The 4,099-nt window shown below is 70.5% G+C and carries 4 protein-coding genes; all 4 read right to left on the reverse strand.

The annotated features are described in order from the left end of the window. Positions 1–614: hypothetical protein (locus VFM98_RS17230; RefSeq protein WP_325111129.1), on the reverse strand; the 614-nt coding region annotated here is incomplete at its 3' end. Continuing rightward, the gene (locus VFM98_RS17235; RefSeq protein WP_325111130.1) at positions 614–1,591 is read right to left on the reverse strand and encodes an NAD-dependent epimerase/dehydratase family protein; all 978 of its coding nucleotides are present in this window, start codon (positions 1,589–1,591) and stop codon (positions 614–616) included. The genes VFM98_RS17235 and VFM98_RS17230, both read right to left, overlap by 1 nt. Next, positions 1,588–2,928, reverse strand: a complete 1,341-nt coding sequence (locus VFM98_RS17240) for a UDP-glucose/GDP-mannose dehydrogenase family protein (RefSeq protein WP_325111131.1) — start codon at positions 2,926–2,928, stop codon at positions 1,588–1,590. The genes VFM98_RS17235 and VFM98_RS17240 overlap by 4 nt, the downstream gene beginning before the upstream one ends. Before the next feature lie 41 nt (positions 2,929–2,969). After that, positions 2,970–4,099, reverse strand: a 1,130-nt coding sequence (locus VFM98_RS17245) for an Rne/Rng family ribonuclease (RefSeq protein ID WP_325111132.1), incomplete at its 5' end; no start/stop codon positions are given.

Here is a 4,099-nt window from a genome sequence, read left to right on the forward strand (position 1 = left end):
CGGCTGGCGCTGACCAGCAACGTCGCACTGAACAGCGTGGCGCAGGCGCCGAGCGCCCAGCGCGTGCGGCCGCGCGGGCCCGACTCGCCGCCCTGCAGCCACCAGCCCAGCGCCGCCGCGGCCAGGATCGCGAGATAGAGCGCCGACTGGTTCACATGGCCCACCGACGGCAGCTCGAAGAATTCCTTCTTCTCCGCCAGGAAGGGAACCAGCCCGAAAGGAATCGCCAGCGCCAACCCCAGGCAGGCCGCGGCGCGCAACGGCCGCAGGCTGCGCGGCCCGATCCCGGAGCGCGACACCACCCAGGAGAACAGGACCACGCGGGTGACGCCCCGCAGGTCGCCGGCGTACCCCGCGAGGCCGGAAGCGAAGGCCGATGCCAGCATGAGGCCGAAGGCGGTGTCGACCGCCGTCCACGGCCCGCCAAGGTCGCGGGTGAGCGCGGCACGGACCGCCCACACGGCCAGGAACAGGCCGGCGACGATGTTCTTCGGCGCCTCCAGCAGCGGCAGGGTGAACAGGAACACCAGCAGCAGCGCCACCATGGCCTGCTGCAGCCGCACTTCGGCCGACCCGTGCGCCGCCAGCCGCACGGCGCCGCTCCCCTGCGACATCACGCGGCCCGGAAGTAGTCGCGGTACCACTGCACCAGGCGCGGCAGCCCCACTTCGATCGGCGTGGTCGGCGCCCAGCCGGTGGCAGCGCGCAGCTTGCTCACGTCGGCCGCCGTCGTCTGCACGTCGCCGGGCTGCATGGGCAGCATCCGCCGCACGGCCTGGCGGCCGATCGCCTGCTCCAGCACGTCGATGAAGTGCATCAGGCGCACCGGCTGGTTGTTGCCGATGTTGAAGACCCGGTGCGGCACGCCCGGCCCCGCCGGCGGCAGCGCCAGCGCCGCCAGCACGCCGGCGACGATGTCGTCGATGTACGTGAAGTCGCGCGCCATGTCGCCGTGGTTGTAGACGTCGATCGGCTCGCCGGCCAGGATCGCGCGCGTGAACTTCATCGGCGCCATGTCCGGGCGGCCCCAGGGGCCGTACACCGTGAAGAAGCGCAGGCCGGTCAGCGCCAGCCCGAACTGCCGCGCGTAGACGGCCGCCATGAGCTCGTTGGCGCGCTTGCTGGCCGCGTACAGGCTGACCGGATCGTCGACCCGGTCGTCCTCGGAGAACGGGAAATGCGTGTTGGCGCCGTACACGCTGCTGGAGGAGGCGTAGACGCAGTGCACCGGCGGATGCGCGCGCAGCCCCTCCAGCACGTTCAGGAAACCGGCCAGGTTGCTGTCGACGTAGTCGTGCGGATGGGTGAACGAATGGCGCACGCCCGCCTGCGCCGCCAGGTGCACCACGTGCGTGAAGCCGTGGGCAACGAACAGCCGGCGCATGCCTTCGGCGTCGTTCAGGTCCAGCGTCTCGAAGCGGAAGCGTTCCCCGCCCGGCGCGCGGCGCACCCGCTCCAGCCGGTCGCGCTTGATCTGCGGGTCGTAGTAGGCGTTGAGGTTGTCGATCCCGAGAACGCTCTCGCCCCGGTTCAGCAGTTCCTCGGCCACGGCAGCGCCGATGAAGCCCGCCGCCCCCGTGACCAGGATCATGCGCCGACTCCGCTGCGCCCGATGCCGTAGTAGGCCAGGCCGGCCTTGCGCACGGCCGCCGGGTCGTACAGGTTGCGGCCGTCGAACAGCACCTTGGCCTTGAGCGCCCGCGCCAGCACCTCGAAATCGGGACTGCGGAATTCGAGCCACTCGGTGACGACCACCAGCGCGTCGGCGCCCTCCAGCGCCGCTGGCGCCGAGGGCACGAAGCTCACGCCGGCGCGCCCGTGCAGGGCGCGTTCAGCATTGGCGGTGGCCTCGGGATCGTAGGCACGGACCTGGGCGCCGGCCTGCAGCAGGACGTCGATGATGGCGAGGCTGGATGCCTCCCGCACGTCGTCGGTGTTGGCCTTGAAGGCCAGGCCCCACAGCGCGATGGTGCGGCCCTGCAGGCGGCCGCCGAAGTGCTGCACCACCTTGTCGGCCAGCAGGCGGCGCTGCCGCGTGTTGACGTTCTGGGCCGCGCGCATCATCTCGGCCGGCTCGCCCGATTCTTCCGAGGTGTGGATCAGCGCCCGCAGGTCCTTGGGGAAGCAGGAGCCGCCGAAGCCGGCGCCGGCGTAGAGGAACTGCGGGCCGATGCGCGGGTCCGCCCCGACGCCGCGGCGCACCTGCTCGATGTCCACGCCCACGCGGTCGGCCAGGTTGGCCAGCTCGTTCATGAACGAGATGCGCACCGCCAGCATGCAGTTCGACGCGTACTTGGTGAACTCGGACGAGCGCACGTCCATGAACAGGACGCGGTCGTGGTTGCGGTTGAAGGGCGCATAGAGCTCGCGCAGGGTCTCGCGCGAGGTGGTGTCGGCCGGGTCGACGCCGACCACGATGCGGTCGGGCCGCATGAAGTCCTCCACCGCCACGCCTTCCTTGAGGAATTCGGGGTTGGAGGCGACGCTCACCCGGTGCGGCACCCCGCGCTTGCGCAGTTCCTCCTCGGCGGCCGCGCGCACCTTGTCGCTGGTGCCGACCGGCACGGTGGACTTCACGACCACCAGCGTGTCGCGGTTCATGCGGCGGCCCAGTTCGCGCGCGGCCTCCAGCACGTGGCTCAGGTCGGCCGAGCCGTCCTCGTCCGACGGCGTGCCCACGGCAATGAAGACGACGGCCGCATGCGCCACCGCTTCGGCGTAGTCGGTCGAGAAGCGGAGCCGCCCGGCGGCCAGGCCCCGTGCGCACACCGCGTCGAGGCCGGGTTCGTGGATCGGAATCTCGCCGTTCTTCAGGCGTTCGATCTTGCCCGCGTCGTAATCGATGCAGAGCACGTGGTTGCCGGTGTCGGCGAGGCAGGCGCCGGTGACGAGGCCCACGTAGCCGGAGCCGATGACGGTAATCTTCATGGAACCGCGGATTCTACCGGCGGGGCCGCGCCGCGCGGGGGCTACAAGAGCACGATGTCGTACTGCTCCTGTCCCATCGCCGACTCGCTCTGCAGCGAGATCGGCTTGCCGATGAAGTCCGACAGGCCGGCCAGGTGCTGGCTCTCCTCGTCGAGGAACAGCTCGATCACCTTGGGCGCAGCGATCACGCGGTATTCGCGCGGATTGAACTGGCGCGCCTCGCGCAGGATCTCGCGCAGGATGTCGTAGGCCACCGTGCGCGGCGTGCGCACCGTGCCCTTGCCCTGGCAGACCGGACAGGGTTCGCACAGCATGTGCGCCAGCGACTCGCGCGTGCGCTTGCGCGTCATCTCCACCAGCCCCAGCTGCGAGAAGCCCCCGGCCATCGTCTTCACGCGGTCGCGCGCGAGCTGCTTGCGGAACTCCGCCAGCACGGCCTCGCGGTGGTCGTCGCGCTGCATGTCGATGAAGTCGACGATGATGATGCCGCCCAGGTTGCGCAGGCGCAGCTGGCGCGCGATCGCCTGCGCGGCCTCCAGGTTGGTCTTGAAGATCGTCTCGTCGAAGTTGCGCGAGCCGACGTAGCCGCCCGTGTTGACGTCGATGGTGGTGAGCGCCTCGGTCTGGTCCACGATCAGGTAGCCACCCGACTTGAGCTCCACCCGCCGGCCCAGGGCCTTGGCGATCTCCTCGTCCACCGAATAGAGATCGAAGATCGGCCGCTCGCCCTTGTACAGCTGCAAACGCGTGGCCGCGGCCGGCATGAATTCCTGCCCGAAGGCCTGCAGCAGCGCGAACTGCTCGCGCGAATCGATGCGGATCGTCTGCGTCTGGTCGGTCACCAGGTCGCGCAGCACGCGCTGCAGCAGGTTCAGGTCCTGGTGCAGCAGGGCGGGCGGCGGCAGCCGGGTGGCCGATTCGCGGATGCGCGCCCAGGTCTTGCGCAGGTAGGCGATGTCCTCGGCCAGCTCGGCGTCGCTCGCGTCCTCGCCGTTGGTGCGCAGGATGAAGCCGCCGCCCGCCTCGCCCACCAGCTTGTTCAGGCGCCGCCGCAGCGCGTCGCGCTGCTCGGAGGGGATCTTCTGCGAGACGCCCACGTGGTCGTCCTGCGGCAGGAACACCAGCAGCCGCCCGGCGATGCTGATCTGCGTGGACAGGCGCGCGCCCTTGG

This window comes from Ramlibacter sp. (assembly GCF_035706265.1).
In the GTDB taxonomy this organism is placed as follows: domain Bacteria; phylum Pseudomonadota; class Gammaproteobacteria; order Burkholderiales; family Burkholderiaceae_C; genus Ramlibacter.

Excerpts from the sequence above, each read along its gene's own strand:
- VFM98_RS17235 (WP_325111130.1), bottom strand. The coding sequence starts at position 1,591 with ATGATCCTGGTCACGGGGGCGGCGGGCTTCATCGGCGCTGCCGTGGCC.
- VFM98_RS17240 (WP_325111131.1), bottom strand. The coding sequence starts at position 2,928 with ATGAAGATTACCGTCATCGGCTCCGGCTACGTGGGCCTCGTCACCGGC.